Below are 19,746 nucleotides of genomic sequence, written 5' to 3' on the forward strand. Positions count from 1 at the left end.
TCCCTGATCTGTCGAACAAAGGTGATAAATAGCTGACTTTTCCAATATGTTGGCACAAGTCACTCACGCATGGCCTCAAGATGAATACATTCGATCACAGGTAACGATCCAACCCACAACCGGACGGGGGGCCAAAAGCCTGTATCCTGTGTCTACCCGGCTGCCCACCGCCCGCAGGGGCATGAAAAGGGCAGGGATTTGTAGTAAAACTACAGCTCGCCGGAAAAGCTGCCGGTAATCCAAGAATTCAATATCGTCTGCCCACAAGGCCAGTCGCAAACTCAGGCTTCGATTCTGGAAGCCTTTCCGCCCTGGAGCAAGCCATGCAAGACCTCGATCCCGTCGAAACCCAGGAATGGCTGGATGCCCTGGAGTCGGTCCTCGACAAAGAAGGCGAAGACCGCGCTCACTACCTGATGACCCGCATGGGCGAGTTGGCCACCCGCAGTGGTTCACAACTCCCCTACGCCATCACCACGCCGTACCGCAACACCATCCCCGTCACCCACGAAGCACGCATGCCTGGCGACCTGTTCATGGAACGCCGCATTCGCTCGTTGGTGCGTTGGAACGCATTGGCGATGGTGGTGCGCACCAACCTGCGCGACCCGGATCTGGGCGGCCACATTTCCAGCTTCGCCTCCAGCGCGACCCTGTACGACATCGGCTTCAACTACTTCTTCCAGGCCCCCACCGACGAACACGGTGGCGACCTCATCTACTTCCAGGGCCACGCTTCGCCTGGCGTCTACGCACGCGCCTTCATGGAAGGCCGCATCAGCGAAGACCAGATGAACAACTTCCGCCAGGAAGTGGACGGCAAGGGCCTGTCTTCGTATCCGCACCCTTGGCTGATGCCTGATTTCTGGCAGTTCCCGACCGTTTCCATGGGTCTGGGCCCGATCCAGGCGATCTACCAGGCGCGCTTCATGAAGTACATGGAAGCCCGCGGCTACATCCCTGCCGGCAAGCAGAAGATCTGGTGCTTCATGGGCGACGGCGAGTGCGACGAGCCCGAATCCCTGGGCGCGATCTCCCTGGCAGGCCGCGAGAAGCTGGACAACCTGATCTTCGTCATCAACTGCAACCTGCAGCGCCTCGACGGCCCGGTTCGCGGCAACGCCAAGATCATCCAGGAACTGGAAGGCGTGTTCCGTGGCGGTGGCTGGAACGTCAACAAAGTCGTGTGGGGCCGTTTCTGGGACCCACTGCTGGCAAAAGACGTCGACGGCATCCTCCAGCGTCGCATGGACGAAGTCATCGACGGCGAGTACCAGAACTACAAGGCCAAGGACGGTGCGTTCGTCCGTGAGCACTTCTTCAACTCGCCGGAACTCAAGGCCATGGTCGCCGACCTGTCCGACGACGAGATCTGGAAGCTCAACCGTGGTGGCCACGACCCGTACAAGGTCTATGCGGCCTACCATCAGGCGGTGAACCACAAGGATCAGCCGACCGTCATCCTGGCCAAGACCATCAAGGGTTACGGCACCGGTGCAGGCGAAGCCAAGAACACCGCGCACAACACCAAGAAGGTCGACGTCGACAGCCTGCGCAAATTCCGCGACCGCTTCGACGTCCCCATCAAGGACGACGAGCTGGAAAGCATGCCGTTCTACAAGCCTGAAGAAGGCAGCGCCGAAGCCCGCTACCTGAGCGAGCGCCGCGCCGCACTGGGCGGTTTCGTGCCGCAGCGCCGGGCCAAGAGCTTCAGCATTCCGACGCCACCCCTGGAAACCCTCAAGGCGATCCTGGACGGTTCGGGCGACCGTGAAATTTCCACCACCATGGCGTTCGTGCGGATTCTGTCGCAGCTGGTCAAGGACAAGGAAATCGGTCAGCGTATCGTTCCGATCATCCCGGACGAGGCCCGTACCTTCGGTATGGAAGGCATGTTCCGCCAGCTGGGCATCTACTCCTCCGTCGGTCAGCTCTACGATCCGGTCGACAAGGACCAGGTGATGTTCTACCGCGAGGACAAGAAGGGCCAGATCCTCGAGGAAGGCATCAACGAAGCCGGCGCCATGTCGTCGTTCATCGCCGCCGGTACGTCGTACAGCAACCACAACCAGCCGATGCTGCCGTTCTACATCTTCTATTCGATGTTCGGTTTCCAGCGTATCGGCGACCTGGCCTGGGCCGCTGGCGACAGCCGCACCCGTGGCTTCCTGATCGGCGGCACCGCCGGCCGGACCACCTTGAACGGCGAAGGCCTGCAGCACGAAGACGGCCACAGCCATCTGCTTGCCGCGACCATCCCGAACTGCCGCACCTATGACCCCACCTACGGCTACGAGCTGGCGGTGATCATTCAGGACGGCATGAAGAAGATGACCGAAGAGCAACAGGACATCTTCTACTACATCACCGTGATGAACGAAGCCTACACCCAGCCTGCCATCCCGGCCGGCGCCGAGGAAGGCATCATCAAGGGCATGTACCTGCTCGAGGAAGACACCAAGGAAGCGGCGCACCACGTCCAGTTGCTGGGCTCGGGCACCATCCTGCGTGAAGTCCGCGAAGCGGCGAAGATCCTGCGCGAAGAGTTCAACGTCGGCGCCGACGTGTGGAGCGTCACCAGCTTCAACGAACTGCGCCGCGACGGCCTGGCCGTCGAGCGTTCGAACCGCCTGCACCCCGGGCAGAAGCCGCAGACCACCTACGTCGAAGAGTGCCTGAGCGGTCGCAAGGGTCCGGTCATTGCCTCTACCGACTACATGAAGCTGTTCGCCGAGCAGATTCGTCAGTGGGTTCCTTCCAAGGAATTCAAAGTCCTGGGTACCGATGGCTTCGGTCGCAGCGACAGCCGCAAGAAGCTGCGTCACTTCTTCGAAGTGGACCGCAACTTCGTCGTGCTGGCTGCTCTGGAAGCCTTGGCAGATCGCGGCGATATCGAAGCGAAGGTGGTGGCCGAGGCCATCGTCAAGTTCGGTATCGACCCTGACAAACGCAACCCACTGGACTGCTGAGGAGATTTTTTGTGAGCGAACTCATTCGCGTACCTGACATCGGCAGCGGTGAAGGTGAAGTCATTGAATTGCTGGTCAAGGTCGGCGACCGCATCGAGGCGGAGCAGAGCCTGCTGACCCTCGAATCGGACAAGGCCAGCATGGAAGTACCGGCGCCCAAGGCGGGCGTCGTGAAAAGCATCAAGGTCAAGCTGGGCGACCGCCTGAAAGAAGGCGACGAACTGCTGGAGCTGGAAGTCGAGGGTGCTGAAGAAGCACCCCAGGCTTCCGAGCCTGCGGCTGCACCAAAGCTGGAAGAGAAAGCCGAGGCCGCGCCTGCCGCTGCCCCAGCCGCTGCTCCCGCTGCCGCGGCTTCGAGCCAGGACATCCACGTGCCGGACATCGGCTCGTCGGGCAAGGCGCAGATCATCGAGATTTCGGTGAAGGTGGGTGACACCGTCACCGCCGATCAGTCGCTGATCACCCTGGAGTCGGACAAGGCCAGCATGGAAATTCCATCGCCGGCTGCTGGCGTGGTGGAAAGCATCAGCGTCAAGCTGAACGACGAAGTCGGTACCGGTGACCTGATCCTGAAGCTTGCGGTCGAAGGCGCAGCCCCTGCTGCTGCCCCAGCGGCCGCCGCTCCCGCGCCTGCCGCAGCAGCGCCTGCAGCGGCTGAAAAGCCGGCCGCAGCGCCTGCTGGCGACAGCGTGCAGGACATCCACGTGCCGGACATCGGTTCGGCCGGCAAGGCCAAGATCATCGAAGTACTGGTCAAGGCCGGCGACACGGTCGAAGCCGACCAGTCGCTGATCACCCTGGAATCGGACAAGGCCAGCATGGAGATTCCTTCTCCGGCTGCCGGCGTGGTTGAAAGCGTCAGCGTCAAGCTGGAAGACGAAGTGGGTACCGGCGACCTGATTCTCAAGCTGAAAGTGGCCGGTGCTGCCCCTGCAGCGCCGGCCCAGGCGGCTGCACCGGCTGCCGCTGCGGCTGAGTCCAAGCCTGCAGCTGCCCCGGCGGCTGCCGAGAAGCCTGCTGCCGCACCCGCAGCACCTGCCGCAGCGGCCGGTGCCAAGGTGCATGCCGGCCCGGCCGTTCGCCAACTGGCGCGCGAGTTCGGTGTCGAGCTGAACGCGGTGAGCCCGACCGGCCCGCACGGTCGCATCCTCAAGGAAGACGTGCAGGTCTACGTCAAGGCGATGATGCAAAAGGCCAAGGAGGCACCGGCCGCTGCTGCCGGCGCCACCGGCGGTGCTGGCATTCCGCCGATCCCGGTGGTCGACTTCAGCCGCTTCGGCGAAACCGAAGAAGTACCGATGACCCGCCTGATGCAGGCCGGTGCCACCAACCTGCATCGCAGCTGGCTGAACGTGCCCCACGTGACCCAGTTCGACCAGGCCGATATCACCGAGCTGGAAGCGTTCCGTGTGGCGCAGAAAGCCGTGGCGGAAAAGGCCGGCGTCAAGCTGACCGTGCTGCCGCTGCTGCTCAAGGCCTGTGCGCACCTGCTCAAGGAGCTGCCGGACTTCAACGCTTCGCTGGCGCCCAGTGGCAAGGCGATCATCCGCAAGAAATACGTCAACGTCGGCTTCGCGGTCGATACGCCGGACGGCCTGTTGGTGCCGGTGATCAAGAACGTCGACCAGAAGAGCCTGCTGCAACTGGCTGCCGAAGCCGCCGCTCTGGCCGAAAAAGCCCGGACCAAGAAGCTCTCGGCAGACGACATGCAGGGTGCCTGCTTCACCATCTCCAGCCTCGGGCACATTGGCGGCACCGGCTTCACGCCGATCGTCAACGCGCCGGAAGTGGCGATCCTGGGTGTCTCCAAGGCCACCATCCAGCCGGTCTGGGATGGCAAGGCGTTCCAACCCAAGCTGATGCTGCCGCTGTCGCTGTCCTACGATCACCGTGTGATCAACGGCGCGGCCGCTGCGCGCTTCACCAAACGTCTGGGCGAGTTGCTGACCGATATCCGCACCATGCTGCTGTAACGCTGGCCGAATGAAAAAAACCCACCATTACCGGTGGGTTTTTTTTGCCCTGGATTCGACCGCGAAGTACGGGAACGGTGTGCAGCGCAGAGCGTAAATGCCCTCATGTAACCAGTATTTTCGGATCCAATTGCAGAATTTTGTGCGCCTGCCGACAACATGGAAGCACCGAGCCACTGTACCGCTTGTAAGCCCGAGCGCCATGATGCAACCTTGCCTGACGCGCCCGCCTGTAGGGACCCTAGCCTGTAAGGATGGTTGTCCCTGCGCGACCAGTACCCTTGAAGCGAGTTTTCAATGAAAAGCCAGCCCGATGCCGCCAACCGCATGGTGGCCGAGGTAGTGACGCAGCTGCCGGTGCCCTCGCGCCTGGGAATGCTGCGTTTCGAACGGCTGAACGAGGCCAGCTGGGCACTGCTTTATCTGGATCCGGCCTGCGAACGAACCTTCGGTCTTCCCGCTGCGCAGCTGTGCTCGCTGACCGGCTCGCCCTACGCCAGCCTGATGGAGCCGGAGGCGCGGCACCGTCTGCACGATGCCATCCAGGCGCAGTTGGTCGACAGCGCCCATTACACCGTGCGGTACACTCTGCACAGCAACCACGGCAGCCTGCACCTGATGGAGCTGGGCGAAGCCTTTCGCCAACGCAATCGGCAGCTGTTGCGGGGCTACCTGATGGTGGTCGACGCGGCCGTCGGCGACGTAGTCGACGACACGCTGAAACCCGCCAGCGCGAGCAGCCCGCTGCAGATGGCGCTGGAACTGAACCAGCGCGCGCAACAGGAACAACTGCAGCACATGGAGCGCGCCAGCGCCCAGCAGGCATTGATCCTGAGCCTGGCACAACAACGCTACGGGCCTCACAAGCCGTTGCTCGAGGCGGCCGAACTGATCACGCGCAATGCCTGCGATATCTATGCCGTGGACTGTGCCAGCCTGTGGACGCTGCAAGGCCAGCAGCTGCTGCCCATTACCGCCTATTACGGTGATCGGCAGGTGCATGGCTGTCTGCAGCCTGTAGACCTGGGGGAATTCCCCGATTACCTGGCAGCCCTGCACGCCAGCCGCGCCATCGACGCCAGCGACGTGGCCAGCGATCCGCGCACGCGCCAGCTTGCCCGGCAACTGGCAATGCGCGATGTCAGCTCGGTGCTCGATGCCAGCATCCGTATCGACGGCCAGGTGGTCGGCGTGCTGTGCCTGGAGCAGAGTGGCGGTGGGCGGGTCTGGCGTGCGGACGAGATCGCCTTCGCCGGCGAGCTCGCCGACCAGTTCGCCCAGGTGATCAACAACCACGACCGTCGTGCGGCCACCAGCGCCTTGAATCTGTTCCAGCGCGCGGTCGAACAAAGCGCCAATGCCTTTTTGCTGGTCAACTGCGATGGCGTGGTCGAGTACGTCAACCCCAGCTTCACCGCGATCACCCAGTACAGCACCGAGGAAGTCCACGGCAAGCGCCTGGCGGATCTGCCAGCCCTGGAAAACCTCAGCGAGCTGTTGTTCGACGCGCCTTCGAGCCTGGCCAACGGCAACAGCTGGCAAGGCGAATTCAAGAGCCGCCGCAAGAACCTGGAACCCTACTGGGGCCAGCTGTCGATCTCCAAGGTGTACGGCGACGACCGTGAGCTGACCCATTACATCGGCATCTACGAAGACATCACCCAGAGCAAGTTGGCCCAGCAGCGCATCGAGCGCCTGGCCTACACCGACAATCTGACCAACCTGGGCAACCGCCCGGCGTTCATCCGCTGCCTGGATGAAAGCTTCGCCCACGACAGCGACCGGCCGATCAGCATGATGCTGGTGGACATCGACAACTTCAAACGGATCAACGACAGCCTTGGCCACCAGACCGGCGACAAGCTGCTGGTGAGCCTGTCGCGCCGGCTGCGCAACAGCCTGAGTCCGGCCGGCAGCCTGGCACGTTTTGCCAGCAACGAATTCGCCGTGCTGCTGCACGACACTGATCTGGAAGCCGGCCAGCGCATTGCCCAGGAGGTGCTGCTGACGCTGGACAAGCCGATGTTCGTGGATAACCAGTTGATCAACGTCACCGGTTCCGTAGGCCTGGCCTGTGCACCGCTGCACGGGCGCGACCCGCAGACCTTGATGAAGAACGCAGGCCTTGCGCTGCACAAGGCCAAGGCCAATGGCAAGCATCAGGTGCAGGTGTTCACCGAGGCGCTGAACGCCGAGGCCAGCTACAAGCTGTTCGTGGAAAACAACCTGCGGCGCGCACTGACCCAGAACGAACTGGATGTGTTCTACCAGCCAAAGCTGTGCCTGCGCACCGGCCGCCTGCTGGGTATGGAGGCGCTGCTGCGCTGGAACCATCCGGAAAAAGGCATGATTCGCCCCGATCAGTTCATCAGCGTGGCCGAAGAGACGGGGTTGATCATCCCCATTGGCAAGTGGATCGCGCGTCAGGCCTGCCGCATGAGCAAAGCCCTCACAGCGGCCGGGCTGGGCCGCCTGCAGGTGGCGATCAACCTGTCGCCCAAGCAGTTTTCCGACCCCGACCTAGTTGCGTCCATCGCCAGCATTCTGCAGGAAGAGGCCCTGGACGCCTCGTTGCTGGAGCTGGAGCTGACCGAGGGTCTGTTGCTGGAAGCCACCGTGGACACCCATCAGCAACTCGAACAGCTCAAGCAGTTGGGCATGACCCTGGCCATGGATGACTTCGGCACGGGGTATTCTTCGCTCAGTTACCTGAAGAAATTCCCCATCGACGTGATCAAGATCGATCGCAGCTTCATCCACGAGATCCCTGACAACCAGGACGACATGGAAATTACCTCGGCAGTGATCGCCATGGCGCACAACCTCAAGCTCAAGGTCGTGGCCGAGGGTATCGAAACCGCTGCACAACTGGCCTTCCTGCGGCGTCAACGCTGCGACGTGGGCCAGGGTTATCTGTTCGACAAGCCGATTCCCGGCGCCGAACTGATCGAACGGCTCAAACGCTATCCACGCGGGCCGAAGGCCTGACGTTGCGCTGTGCCGAGGCGTAGCACCGGCAGTACGTGGCCAACGACCCGCCAGGGGATCGCGGGCCGGGCGGCACAGGGCCGCGCCTCACGCCTTGAGGGTCATTCGGCGATCAGCCAGTCCATCTTCCAGCCGCCCTGGCTCTGGCCGAGCAGATTGGCCAACCAGGGCATCAGCTCGCGCAATTCTTCTTCCAGGCCCCACGGCGGGTTGGCAATGACCAGTCCCGAACCGTTCAGGCTCTGCGGTGTGTCCAGCGGGTGCACCAGCAACTCCACGCGCAGCAGCTTCGGCGCGCCGGTGCTGGTGAGGTCCTGGTAGAAACGCTTGAGCGCACGCTCGTCGTCCTTGATCGGGTACCAGATGGCCGCCACGGTCTGGCGCATGCGGCCAATGGTTTCCTTCAGGGCAGTGGCGCAGCGCTTGAGCTCGTCGAGTTGCTCGAACGGCGGATCGATCAGCATCACCGCGCGTTTCTCGGCCACCGGCAGCAGGGCCCGCGGCACGTGCCAGCCCTCGCCCAGGTGCACGGCCACACGCGGGTCCTTCTTCATGTTTTCTTTGAGCAGCTGGCCGTCTTCGGGGTGTTTCTCGTTGAGCAGCACGCGGTCCTGCTGGCGCATCAACCGGCGTGCCAGCTCGGGCGAGCCGGGGTAGTAACGCAGCTCGCCTTCGGTATTGAGACGGTTGATGACCTTGACGTAGTCGTCGGTCAGCGCCGGGCGGTCGGTGGCCTGCCACAGGCGGGCGATGCCTTCGAGCCATTCACCGGTGCGCGTGGCCTGGTCGCCGCGCAGGTCGTAGAGCCCCAGCCCGGCATGGGTGTCGAGGTAGGCGAAGGGTTGTTCCTTGCGCGACATCAGCGCAACCAGCCGGGTGAGGACGATATGTTTGAACACGTCGGCGTGATTGCCGGCGTGGAAGGCATGACGATAGTTCATGGGGACTCCTGCAGATGCGCAGGAGTCTAGCATTTCAGATGGGGTTTTTCAGGGGAGCTGGCAGCCCCCACTGCATCACTTGCCTTGGTGGAACGCCGCCTCGGCGCGTTCGAAGCGGCTGACCATGGCCGGTGACGGCCCGCGGCCCAGCTTGCTGACGATCAGGATAGCCAGGCTGGCGAACACGAAGCCTGGGATGATCTCGTACAGCCCCAGCAGCTCGAAGTGTTTCCACACGATCACCGTCGCTGCACCTACCAGAATGCCCGCCAGCGCACCGTTGCGGGTCATGCCTTTCCAGACCACCGAGATCAGCACCACCGGTCCGAACGCCGCGCCGAAACCTGCCCAGGCGTAGCTGACCAGGCCCAGTACGCGGTTGTCGGGATTGGACGCCAGCCAGATGGCAACCAACGCCACCAGCAGCACCATCATGCGGCCCACCCAGACCAGTTCGCGCTGCGAGGCGCCCTTGCGCAGGAACGCCTTGTAGAAGTCTTCGGTCAGGGCGCTGGAGCACACCAGCAACTGGCAGCTGAGGGTGCTCATCACCGCAGCCAGAATGGCCGACAGCAGCACCCCGGCAATCCACGGATTGAAGAGGATCTTGGCCAGCTCGATGAACACCCGCTCGTGGTTCTCGGTGACCGGACCGGCCAGCTCGGGGTGCGCCGAGAAGTAGGCGATACCGAAGAAACCCACGGCCACCGTGCCACCCAGGCAAAGGATCATCCAGGTCATGGAAATGCTCCGCGCCTTGGCAATGGAGCGCACCGAATCGGCGGCCATGAAGCGGGCAAGAATATGCGGTTGGCCGAAATAGCCCAGCCCCCAGCCCAGCAGCGAGATGATGCCGATGAAGGTAGTACCGCGCAGCATGTCGAAGTTGGCCGGGTTCTGCGCCTCGATGGCCAGAAAGGCCGTGTCGACGCCGCCAGTGGCCAGCACCACGACGATGGGCGTGAGGATCAACGCGAAGATCATCAGGGTGGCTTGCACCGTGTCCGTCCAGCTTACCGCCAGGAACCCGCCAACGAAGGTGTAGGCGATGGTCGCTGCAGCGCCGGCCCACAAGGCGGACTCGTAGGACATGCCGAAGGTGCTTTCGAACAGCCGCGCGCCGGCGACGATGCCTGAGGCGCAGTAAATGGTGAAGAACACCAGGATCACTACCGCCGAGATGATCCGCAACAGGCCGCTGGTGTCTTCGAAGCGCCCGGCGAAATAGTCCGGCAGGGTCAGGGCGTCACCGTTGTGTTCGGTCTGCACGCGCAGCCGGCCTGCGACGAACAGCCAGTTCAGGTAGGCGCCGATGATCAGTCCGACGGCGATCCAACCCTCCGAAAGACCGGACATGTAGATCGCGCCCGGCAGGCCCATGAGCAACCAGCCGCTCATGTCCGAGGCGCCGGCGGACAGGGCCGTGACCACGCTGCCAAGGCTGCGACCGCCGAGAATGTAGTCGGAAAGATTGTTGGTGGAACGGTAGGCGAACAGGCCGATCAGGACCATGGCAGCGATGTAGATCACGAAGGTGATCAGAGTGGGGTTGCTGACACTCATGGGTGTCTCCTTGTGTTGTTTTTATGAGCCTGCGAGCGCGCTTCGGCGCTTCATGTACAGGTCGGCAGATTGCAGGATGTCCGGGTTGACCCAACGGCGCCGAACTTTAGGCCGGCATTGGAGACGGGCGCAACCCCTTTTGGCAAGCAAGTTGCACCTCTGGAAACATCTGGATAAACACGGTGTATCTGCTTCCTTTCGGAGCATTCGCCTGTCATTCGCTACACAGCCGCACCTGCGTTGTGCAGATTCAACCCATGCAAAAAGATTTTCCGTCGAGCGGTGCAACTTTCGTCGATATACAGGTTGCACCTGGTTGCACCCCGCAAAGCGCACGGCTAATCTTGCCGCCGGCTTTATTGCCACGCACCGTGGCCCTGATGAGGACAAGAAATGGCAACCACCACCCTGGGCGTCAAATTGGACGACCCGACCCGCGAACGCCTCAAGGCTTGCGCGCAGTCCATCGACCGCACTCCACACTGGTTGATCAAGCAGGCGATCTTCAACTACCTGGAGAAGCTGGAAGGCGGCGCGACGCTGACCGAACTGACCGGCGCCGGGGTGAGTGGCAATGACGATGCGGGCGACATCCAGCCCGACCATGCCCATCAGTGTTTCCTCGAATTCGCCGAAAGCATTCTGCCGCAGTCGGTACTGCGCGCCGCGATCACCGGCGCCTATCGCCGCCCCGAGCCTGAAGTGGTGCCGATGCTGCTGGAGCAGGCGCGCCTGCCGGCCGACATGGCCGAAGCCACCAACAAGCTGGCCGCGCGTATCGCCGAGAAGCTGCGCAACCAGAAAAGCGCCGGTGGCCGTGCCGGCATCGTTCAGGGTCTGCTGCAGGAGTTCTCGCTCAGCTCCCAGGAAGGCGTGGCCTTGATGTGCCTGGCCGAGGCGCTGCTGCGCATCCCCGACAAGGGCACGCGTGACGCCCTGATCCGCGACAAGATCAGCACCGGCAACTGGCACCCGCATCTGGGCAACAGCCCCTCGCTGTTCGTCAACGCGGCAACCTGGGGCTTGCTGCTGACCGGCAAGCTGGTGTCGACGCACAACGAATCGGGCCTGTCGTCGTCGCTCAGCCGCATCATCGGCAAGAGCGGCGAGCCGATGATCCGCAAGGGCGTCGATATGGCCATGCGCTTGATGGGCGAACAGTTCGTCACTGGCGAAACCATTGGCGAAGCGCTGGCCAATGCCAGCAAGTTCGAGAACAAGGGTTTCCGCTACTCCTACGACATGCTCGGCGAGGCGGCGCTAACCGAGCACGACGCGCAGAAATACCTGGCCTCCTACGAGCAGGCGATCCATTCGATCGGCAAGGCCTCCCATGGTCGCGGCATCTATGAAGGTCCGGGCATCTCCATCAAGCTGTCGGCGCTGCACCCGCGTTACAGCCGCGCGCAGTACGAGCGCGTCATGGAAGAGCTGTACCCGCGCCTGCTGTCGCTGACTCTGCTGGCCAAGCACTACGACATCGGCCTGAACATCGACGCCGAGGAAGCCGACCGCCTGGAGCTGTCGCTGGACCTGCTCGAGCGTCTGTGCTTCGAGCCGCAACTGACCGGCTGGAACGGTATCGGTTTCGTCATCCAGGCCTACCAGAAGCGCTGCCCGTACGTGATCGACTACGTCATCGACCTGGCTCGGCGCAGCCGTCATCGCCTGATGATCCGCCTGGTGAAGGGCGCCTACTGGGACAGCGAAATCAAGCGTGCCCAGGTCGAGGGGCTGGAAGGCTATCCGGTGTACACGCGCAAGGTGTACACCGACGTGTCCTACGTGGCGTGCGCGCGCAAACTGCTGTCGGTGCCGGAAGTCATCTACCCGCAGTTCGCGACCCACAACGCCCATACGCTGGCGGCCATCTACCACATTGCCGGTCAGAACTATTACCCCGGCCAGTACGAATTCCAGTGCCTGCACGGCATGGGCGAACCGCTGTACGAACAGGTCGTGGGCAAGGTCGCCGATGGCAAGCTGAACCGTCCGTGCCGCGTGTATGCACCGGTCGGCACCCACGAAACACTGCTCGCCTACCTGGTCCGCCGCCTGCTGGAAAACGGCGCCAACACTTCGTTCGTCAACCGGATCGCCGACCAGTCCATTTCCATCCAGGAGCTGGTCGCCGACCCGGTGGCCACCATCGAGCGGATGGCGACCCAGGAGGGCCAGTTCGGCCTGCCTCATCCGCGCATTCCGCTGCCGCGTGACCTGTACGGCAGCGACCGGGCCAACTCGGCCGGTATCGACATGGCCAACGAGCATCGCCTCGCGTCGCTGTCGTCGGCCCTGCTGGCCACTGCCCACACCGACTGGAAAGCCCTGCCGATGCTGGGCTGCGAGGCCAGCAACGAACCGGCCCAGCCTGTGCTGAACCCGTCCGACCTGCGCGACGTGGTCGGCCATGTTCAGGAAGCCACGGTCACCGACGTCGACAACGCGATCCAGTGCGCACTGATCAACGGCCCGATCTGGCAGGCCACGCCGCCGGCCGAACGCGCCGCCGTGCTGGAGCGTGCCGCAGACCTGATGGAAGCCGAGATCCAGCCGCTGATGGGGCTGCTCGCCCGCGAAGCCGGCAAGACCTTCGCCAACGCCATCGCCGAAGTTCGCGAGGCCGTGGATTTCCTGCGCTACTACGCGGTGCAGGCGCGCAACGACTTCAGCAACGATGCCCATCGGCCGCTGGGTCCGGTGGTGTGTATCAGCCCGTGGAACTTCCCGCTGGCGATCTTCAGTGGCCAGGTCGCTGCGGCCCTTGCCGCTGGTAACCCGGTGCTGGCCAAGCCGGCGGAGCAGACCCCGCTGGTGGCCGCTCAGGCCGTGCGCCTGCTGCTCGAAGCCGGTATCCCCGAAGGCGTGCTGCAACTGCTGCCGGGCCGCGGTGAAACCGTGGGCGCACGGCTGGTGGGCGACGAGCGCGTCAAGGGCGTGATGTTCACCGGTTCCACCGAAGTGGCGCGGTTGCTGCAACGCAACATCGCCGGGCGCCTGGACTCGCAAGGTCGTCCGATTCCGCTGATCGCCGAAACCGGTGGCCAGAACGCAATGATCGTCGATTCCTCGGCGCTGACCGAACAGGTAGTGATCGATGTCGTGTCTTCGGCCTTCGACTCCGCCGGCCAGCGCTGCTCGGCCCTGCGCGTGCTGTGCCTGCAGGAAGACTCGGCCGACCGTGTGATCGAAATGCTCAAGGGCGCCATGGCCGAAGCGCGCCTGGGCAATCCCGAGCGCCTGAACGTGGACATTGGCCCGGTGATCGACGCCGAGGCCAAAACCGGTATCGAGAAACACATCCAGGGCATGCGCGACAAAGGCCGCGACGTGTACCAGATGGCCATAGCCGACAGTGCCGAAATCAAGCGCGGCACTTTCGTCATGCCGACCCTGATCGAGCTGGAAAGCTTCGACGAGTTGCAGCGCGAAATCTTCGGGCCGGTGCTGCACGTAGTGCGCTACAAGCGTCGCGACCTGGACCAGTTGATCGGCCAGATCAATGCTTCCGGCTATGGCCTGACCCTGGGCGTGCACACACGCATCGACGAAACCATCGCCAAGGTGATCGACAACGTTCATGCCGGTAACGTCTACGTCAACCGCAACATCGTTGGCGCTGTGGTGGGCGTGCAGCCGTTCGGCGGCGAAGGCCTGTCGGGCACCGGCCCGAAAGCCGGTGGTCCGCTGTACCTGTACCGCCTGCTGTCGACCCGGCCAAACGACGCCATCGCCCAGTCCTTCGCCCGCACCGATGCCGGTACGGCGCCGGACGTGCGTCTGCGTGACGCCCTGGGCAAACCGTTGCAGGCCCTGCAAGCCTGGGCTTCGAGCAACCAGCAGGCCGAACTGGCGCAACTGTGCAGCGACTTCGCCGCCCAGTCGCAGAGCGGCGTGAGCCGGCTGCTCGATGGCCCCACCGGCGAGCGCAACAGCTACACCATTCTGCCGCGCGAGCACGTGCTGTGCCTGGCCGACACCGAAGCCGACCTGCTGGCGCAGCTGGCAGCGGTGATGGCCGTGGGTTCCAGAGCAGTAGTGCCCGACAACGAGCTGGGCAAGGCCGTGCGCGGGCGTTTGCCCAAGGAAGTGCAGGCGCGCATCCAGTTGGTGCCGGAGTGGAACAAGGACGAGGTGCACTTCGATGCCGTACTGCATCACGGCGACTCCGACCAGCTGCGCGCGGTGTGCGAGCAGATCGCCAAGCGCAGCGGCGCCATCGTTGGTGTGCATGGCCTGTCGCAGGGTGAAACCGGCATCTGCCTGGAGCGCCTGGTGATCGAGCGCGCGCTGAGCGTGAACACCGCCGCCGCGGGTGGTAACGCGAGCTTGATGAGCATCGGCTAACGCCGTCACGAAGGAAAACGCCACCCCGGCCTGCGCCGCGGTGGCGTTTTTTTTGCCTCTCCATCAGGCGCATCGGTCGGTATTCAGGGCTGCACGAGGCTCAGGTTCTGCTCGGCCATGGCCGCCAGCAGGCCCTGCAGTGTCCAGAATCTGCGTCCATGGACCTTGTCCCAACTGGGCCGCGACAACCAGTAGCGGCCCAGCGTCTTCTCGACGGGCGTGTGGTAGATGTTGCCGTCGCGACTCAGGTGCACCACCTGGCGCTTGCCTTCTACCTTCTGCAGGTAGAAGGAGCCGGGATGAATCAACCGCGGCGGCGCCGGTTGCAGACCGACGGGCGTGTGGGTCAGCAAGGCTTCCATCTCGGTGGCCAAAGCTAGCTGCGACGCAGTGAGCTCGCCAGTGCCAGCCGACGGACGCAGATGCTGGGTGGGTACTTCCAGCTCCAGCAGAAAGTCGGCTTTGACCATGCCCTGATTGAAATGGGTCTCGAAGCCCGGATCCGAACGCAGGCCAGGTCTGCCGCCGGCATCCGGCGCACTGACCCGTACCCCGATGGCCTTGTTGAGTTCGGCCAGGCCTGGCGTGCCCTTGAAGATGTTGGCGTGACTGTTGCCCACCAGCGCCACCCACTTGTGCTCGCCCGTGGCGTGCTGATGGTCGGCAATGACCCGGGTCGCCAGGTAGCTGAACATGCGCTGACGCGCCGTGCTGCGCGCGTCCATCACGCCCTTGGCATACCAGCTGGCAGCGCAATCGAGGCTGACCACCTGCAGACCGGCGTCGTGGGCCTTGACCACCACCTGCTCGAAGGTGAAAGGCTGCCCCGCGTCCACTTTGTGGCCGGTGTCGAGCGACTGCAACCGGGCTTTCAACGCCGGTGTCATGACGCCGCTGCCATTGAAGGCTTCGAGGTCGTCGGCCAGGAAATCCATCGGCAGATGCTCGAAGTACAAGGTCTTCACGCCAGTGGCTGCAAGCGTCGCGAAGTTGTCGATCAGAAACCGCTTGGAGGCTGCCGAGGAATGGGCTTCCCCCACCACCAGGCCATTGGCGTTTTCATACACGGCGGCAATCAAGGCAGCAGGTTGAACGTCGCTGGCCAGCACCGGCAGCGGCACGCGCGGTTCGCGCGGTGTGTGCTCGAGGTAGGCATCGGCGTCCTGCAACAACTGCCGGCGCTGGGCGAAGAACCGACTGCGGGCTGCATCCCCCGGCGTGGCCTGCAGCGACGCAGCCATTTCATCGAGGTTGTAGCGCCCCCCTCGGGCCAGTACCTGGCTCATGACCGGACGATCATCCGGTACGATCAGGTAGTCGCCCATGGCGCTGGGGTCGGCAGTGGCCCCGGTGCTGCTTCCTGCACGCGAGCGGCCGCCGCCGCGTAAACCGGTATCCAGATGAGTGACGAAGCGTCCATCGGGGCCTGGGCGAACCGGATGTTCGTGGTTGTTGGCTGCGGTTCGACGCAGGCGCAAAGTGAGTTCGCCGCGGCGACGAAACACTTCGTAGGCCTGGCCATCCTGCCAGAGATAGAGCTTGCCGCCCTGTTTCCAGGTACCGGCGTCGGGTCCGCGCTGGAGCCTGGCGCCGACCAGGCTGACCGACGTCTCGTGGCCTGCGAAACCGTCGAGCCGCGTTCGCTGCGGGCTTACCTGCAGCGCAGCCGGGCGCAGGCCCTGGCGCGGCTTCAAACTGCTGCGCGCGACTTTGGCAGCCGCCATCCCCGGCAGAAATGACAGCAGGGCGAAACCGAAGTTGAGTTCGGCCGATGCCAGGCGGCGCAAGCCCAGCGCGGGGTCACTGCCCGCAAAGGCCTGCACCGCCTGCCTGGCGTCATGCCAGCCGTCGCTGAGCTGCATCAGCGTACCGATACCCGGCAGGTAGGCAAGCCCGGACATCAATAACTGTTGACCACCCTCGCGCAGTTGCCGCGCGAAAGCCGCACGCACATCCTCGCGGCTGCGAGAGATGAGGCTGGCATCATCGAGCAGCTTCGATCGGTGATCGCGCAGCAGTTTGGTCGCCAACGGCCAGACAGGATCGGCCAACGGGGAAAACTTGATGAAGCGGCCATAGCTGCGTTGATAAGCCTGCTCGATGTAGCTTTCGCGCGCGGCCGTGGGTTGGCCGACGCCCGCTTGCCCCGCCAACCACCGGCGCACCGATGCGCTGCGCAGGCGCAACAACAGGCTGTCGCGCAGGCCTTGAATACTGGTTGCCTGGATGAAGTGAGCGCCGTGCGGCACATCGGGCAGGTACAGGCAGTGAAGGCCTTGGGCGGGTGCCTGGATCAGCAGCAGGCCGCTGGACAAGTCCGCCTGGCCGGGCCCAAGGCTCAGGGTGACCGCGCCGAGTGACACCCCCAGCGCCGCTTGCGCGGCGGCGGACCTGCACTGCGCCGCCCTTTCCAGCATCTGCCAGGCCTGCTCGGTCAGCCAACCCTGACACCAGGCACCAAACGCCTGCAGCCTGAATGCCGCGCTGTAGGGCAGCGCCATGATCTGCCCGTGCAGCGCGGGCCTGGCCGACGCACCCGCAGCGATGGTGAACAGCGCCTGGACGCTTTCCCGATAACGCCGGGCCACATCGAGTTCAAGCACCAACCTGCGCAAGTAGGGGATGTCCAGGCCGGCCATGCTCACCTCGGCACCGGTGTCTCGATGCACCCATTGCGCATACCTCAGGCGCAAGGTCATCTGCCGGTCGATATTGAGCAAGGCCAATTCGACGATGCTGATCGTGGAATGCGCAGCGCTGGGCACCTGAATCTGCGAGGGCACATTGGGCACCGCCTTGACCTCGACACTGTCGGGCAGCCTCAGCAGCAGTCGCTCGGGGTCGATGCTCTGCTTCAGGTCGGCCCTGAGCCGTGTTTCGAGCAGATCGGCCGCGAAGGCCCGGATCGTGGTCGGCCGACCTTGCAGATACGCCTCCTGGCCCGCCGCCAGCCGGTTGTAGTCATCGAGCAGGCCGGCATAGTGGTTTCGCTGGGTCTGCCCCGCTGTCGCCAGCCAGCGAGGCAACGCCTGCAACACGGCCTGCAGACGGCGCTGCTCAGCGATATGGCCGATGGCTGTTTCTCGTATGCCGTGCGCCGGTTGCCGCAATGCGCTCGCCAGCGCCTCTCGCAGACGCTGCCGGCCTTGTTCATCGGGCATCCGCGCTGCTGCCTGATCGTACCGATCGATCGTCGCGCGAAGGTGGCTGTCGATCCAGTCTCCTTCGACCGGCGTGGTCACCAGTGGCAGTTTTTCCAGCGCCAGCAGCGGTGCCAGGCGTTTCTGCGTATCAGCAGGGAAGCGCGCCCAGAGCGCGGTGAAGGTGGGGTCACGCAGACTGGCCGTGACGCACTGCAACAGTTGCTCGAGCGAAGCGAAGCGACGCACGCCACCGCTTTCTCCTGTCTGGAACAGCAGCGCAGGCACGACCTGTTCGGTGTTCACCCACACGCTGGCCGCAGCGATGATGTAGGCTCCAGGCAGCGTGTAGGCATAGGTCGCCTCGCCCACCGCCAATTCGGCGACCACCGTACCCTCCGCGCCCCGCAGGTGAGCGTCCGGCTGATTCACGACCTCCAGTATCCGCTCAAGGTCGGCCTCCGCAAGCGTGCCCTCGCAGACTTGCAGCCCGGCGTCATGGCGCAGGGCGTTGCTCAGTTCCAGCGCCAGCGAATGCTGGCGCGACAGGCCCTGCCCCCTGTCGTGGGCCCAGAATGCACGGGTAGGCCAGGACGCCTCTGTGGTCAGTGCCTCGAGCAGCTGTCGAGTCTTGCCTTGCGCCGCTTGCCAGGCACCGTGGAGCTGGCGGTAATGCTTGTGTTCAGGGCTGTCCAGGGCATCACCTGCATACCCTTGGACACCTCCTTCGCAGGCATCCAGCTTCTCTTTGAGCAGCGCCGTGGCGATATTCGGCGTGATGCCGCCAAAGGTCAGCAGCGCCCGTTGGCGCTCGCCATCCGCCCTGATGGCAGCAGCCACCACGGCACTGATGGCCTTGGGCAGAGGAAGCCAGAAGTGTGCCGATCGCTGCCCTGACTCACTGTATTCAGGCGGTGATCCAGCTTCGGCCTGGGCCACCACTTGGCTGGCGATACTGGTCCGCAAACCATGTTCGAGTACGCGCGCTGTGTGTGGAACGAAACGCACCCTGGCGCCCAGGCTTGTGGAAAGGCCCGATAGGCCGTTTGCCGAGAACTGCAAGGCCAGGCGCTGCCGCAGCACGTGGCCCTGGGCGGAAAACAGATACTCGATCAGACCACGTCCAGCCTCGGTGGCGCAGCCGAACTCGAACAACTGCTGTTCCAGCCCAGGGCACACCAGCAAACAGCGTCCTCCACCCCGGCGCTCGATCAACTCGGCGCCGGGCAGCATGGCGTGTGTGCCGTCGCTGGCCAGCAGCGTTATCGTGCTGCACACCAGCAGTACGGCGTCCTCGCCTGGCTGCAGAGCGTCCAGCAACAGCCTGCGCCCGGCCTCGGTCACTTCGCCCAACGCTGCCAGCAACTGGGCGCGATGCATCAGGTCTTCGGCGCGCAGCGCCTCTGCGTGCTGTAACCGCGATAACACGGTGCCAGGGGCCAGGTCACTCCAATAAAGGTCGGTGTCCGTTTGCAGCTGCGCCCGGGCTTGGTGATCGAGAGACTGGAGCAGCGGTGCCCCTGCCGCCAGGCTCTGCTGCGCGAGCGTTGTCTGGGCAACGGCATCGACCAGGCTCTGCAGGCGATTGAGCAAAGGGGTGCGCAGGTGGTCTTGCCCGATATGGGTATTGAGCAGGCTGTTCAGTTGTTCATCGAGTGAGGTGTCCATGGGTTCGCTCTTGCACATTGGGCGACCACTCTGGACAGCACGGCTCACAACAGCGCGCTACATAAGCGCTACCACCAGACGACGCTCGGTTGGTGGATACGAAGCCCGGCACTGCTTGCATGATTGGCCCAACTAGCAGGAGGCTTCCTTCTCTTGC

The 19,746-nt window shown here is 63.8% G+C and carries 7 protein-coding genes; 4 read left to right on the top strand and 3 right to left on the bottom strand.

The features are described from left to right. Nucleotides 1–323: 323 nt before the first annotated feature. The 3 genes from aceE to IFT44_RS17830 all read left to right on the top strand — a co-directional run bounded on the left by aceE (nt 324) and on the right by IFT44_RS17830 (nt 7,930). The gene (aceE, locus tag IFT44_RS17820) at nt 324–2,969 is read left to right on the top strand and encodes a pyruvate dehydrogenase (acetyl-transferring), homodimeric type (protein ID WP_122479762.1); all 2,646 of its coding nucleotides are present in this window, start codon (nt 324–326) and stop codon (nt 2,967–2,969) included. A gap of 11 nt (nt 2,970–2,980) precedes the next feature. Continuing rightward, complete coding sequence (gene aceF / locus IFT44_RS17825) at nt 2,981–4,942, top strand: dihydrolipoyllysine-residue acetyltransferase (protein WP_185794785.1); 1,962 nt, start codon at nt 2,981–2,983, stop codon at nt 4,940–4,942. Between the two features lie 297 nt (nt 4,943–5,239). Beyond that, complete coding sequence (locus IFT44_RS17830; protein ID WP_192059527.1) at nt 5,240–7,930, top strand: sensor domain-containing phosphodiesterase; 2,691 nt, start codon at nt 5,240–5,242, stop codon at nt 7,928–7,930. Between the two features lie 101 nt (nt 7,931–8,031). Here IFT44_RS17830 and IFT44_RS17835 read toward each other — a convergent pair whose 3' ends face one another. Continuing rightward, nucleotides 8,032–8,871, bottom strand: a complete 840-nt coding sequence (locus tag IFT44_RS17835; protein WP_122479765.1) for a 23S rRNA (adenine(2030)-N(6))-methyltransferase RlmJ — start codon at nt 8,869–8,871, stop codon at nt 8,032–8,034. A gap of 75 nt (nt 8,872–8,946) precedes the next feature. Further along, on the bottom strand, nt 8,947–10,434 hold the full coding sequence (gene putP, locus IFT44_RS17840) for a sodium/proline symporter PutP (protein ID WP_192176330.1): 1,488 nt from the start codon (nt 10,432–10,434) through the stop codon (nt 8,947–8,949). A 393-nt stretch (nt 10,435–10,827) separates the two neighbouring features. On the opposite strand from putP, the gene putA reads away from it, so the two are divergent. Continuing rightward, nucleotides 10,828–14,781: a trifunctional transcriptional regulator/proline dehydrogenase/L-glutamate gamma-semialdehyde dehydrogenase gene (putA, locus tag IFT44_RS17845; protein ID WP_192103222.1), complete on the top strand. Its 3,954-nt coding sequence runs from the start codon at nt 10,828–10,830 to the stop codon at nt 14,779–14,781. 83 nt (nt 14,782–14,864) lie between these two features. Here the strand turns inward: putA and IFT44_RS17850 are convergent, their stop codons facing one another. Further along, nucleotides 14,865–19,589: a membrane-targeted effector domain-containing toxin gene (locus IFT44_RS17850; protein ID WP_192176331.1), complete on the bottom strand. Its 4,725-nt coding sequence runs from the start codon at nt 19,587–19,589 to the stop codon at nt 14,865–14,867. Between the last annotated feature and the right edge of the window lie 157 nt (nt 19,590–19,746).

It is taken from the genome of Pseudomonas sp. CFBP 13710, assembly GCF_014842235.1.
In the GTDB taxonomy this organism is placed as follows: domain Bacteria; phylum Pseudomonadota; class Gammaproteobacteria; order Pseudomonadales; family Pseudomonadaceae; genus Aquipseudomonas; species Aquipseudomonas baltica.

Excerpts from the sequence above, each read along its gene's own strand:
- aceE (WP_122479762.1), top strand. The coding sequence starts at position 324 with ATGCAAGACCTCGATCCCGTCGAAACCCAGGAATGGCTGGATGCCCTG.
- IFT44_RS17830 (WP_192059527.1), top strand. The coding sequence starts at position 5,240 with ATGAAAAGCCAGCCCGATGCCGCCAACCGCATGGTGGCCGAGGTAGTG.
- IFT44_RS17835 (WP_122479765.1), bottom strand. The coding sequence starts at position 8,871 with ATGAACTATCGTCATGCCTTCCACGCCGGCAATCACGCCGACGTGTTC.
- putP (WP_192176330.1), bottom strand. The coding sequence starts at position 10,434 with ATGAGTGTCAGCAACCCCACTCTGATCACCTTCGTGATCTACATCGCT.
- putA (WP_192103222.1), top strand. The coding sequence starts at position 10,828 with ATGGCAACCACCACCCTGGGCGTCAAATTGGACGACCCGACCCGCGAA.
- IFT44_RS17850 (WP_192176331.1), bottom strand. The coding sequence starts at position 19,589 with ATGGACACCTCACTCGATGAACAACTGAACAGCCTGCTCAATACCCAT.